This is a genomic window from Oleiphilus sp. HI0061 (assembly GCF_001635675.1).
Genome location: NZ_LWFE01000115.1, coordinates 1 through 910 on the forward strand (window position 1 = coordinate 1; position 910 = coordinate 910).

The 910-nt window shown below is 47.0% G+C and carries 1 protein-coding gene; it reads left to right on the plus strand.

All coding sequences use genetic code 11. The features are described 5' to 3' along the window. Positions 1–907, plus strand: a 907-nt coding sequence (locus A3735_RS01475; protein WP_068637432.1) for an extracellular solute-binding protein, incomplete at its 5' end; no start/stop codon positions are given. Positions 908–910: the final 3 nt, after the last annotated feature.

Below are 910 nucleotides of genomic sequence, written 5' to 3' on the forward strand. Positions count from 1 at the left end.
TCTAACACCGATGTTCAATCGCTACGCTTCTGAAACAGGTGTTTCGGTCAGCTACACCATTAACAGCAGTGAAGCACTCATCCGAAAGCTCGAAGCTGAAGGAGAGGAAAGCCCGGCGGATATCTTCCTAACGACAGGCGCACTCAATCTGTCACTGGCCTCTCAAAAAGGCGTGCTTGCCAGTATCTCTTCTCGTATCCTGAAAAAAACACTGCCTGAACACCTTCGTTCAAAAGATGATGACTGGTTTGCAATAGCGAAACGCGCCCAGGCGATTGCTTATCACCCTGAAAAGCTTAGCGAATCTGAACTGCAGACTTATGCCAACACCTACGCCGCTCTCGCCGATAGTAAATGGAAAGGCAAGCTGTGTTTACGCTCATCAAGAACTGAGTATTCCCAATCACTGCTAGCAGACCTAAGCCACCGTTATGGCGAAGCAAAAATGCAGACGGTAATGAAAGGCTGGATAAGCAATCTCGCCCATTCACCTGTATCTGACGACTTGGAATTATTCACTGCACTGGAAACAGGAGTTTGTGAGCTAACAATTGCCTACTCCTATTACTTGCCTCGTCACCTTTTGACTCACCCGAATTCAAAAATAAAACTCTTCTGGCCTGAACAGAAAGACGGCGGTGTGCATATCGATATCACCGGCGCAGGCGTCGTAGCCGATTCCGACAATAAAGAACTCGCGCAAGATTTTTTAGAATGGATGCTATCTAAACAAGCACAATCCCAATACTCACGACTCAGCATGGAATACCCGGCTCACCGAAGAGTCTACCTGGACCGAGCTGTCGCCAAGCATGGAAAATTTAAAGAGAACAAAACCCATGTTGAAGAGTTTTCGCCTTATCAAAGCACTGCGAATGCTATCGCGAGGAAAGCTAGGTATAAGTAAGCA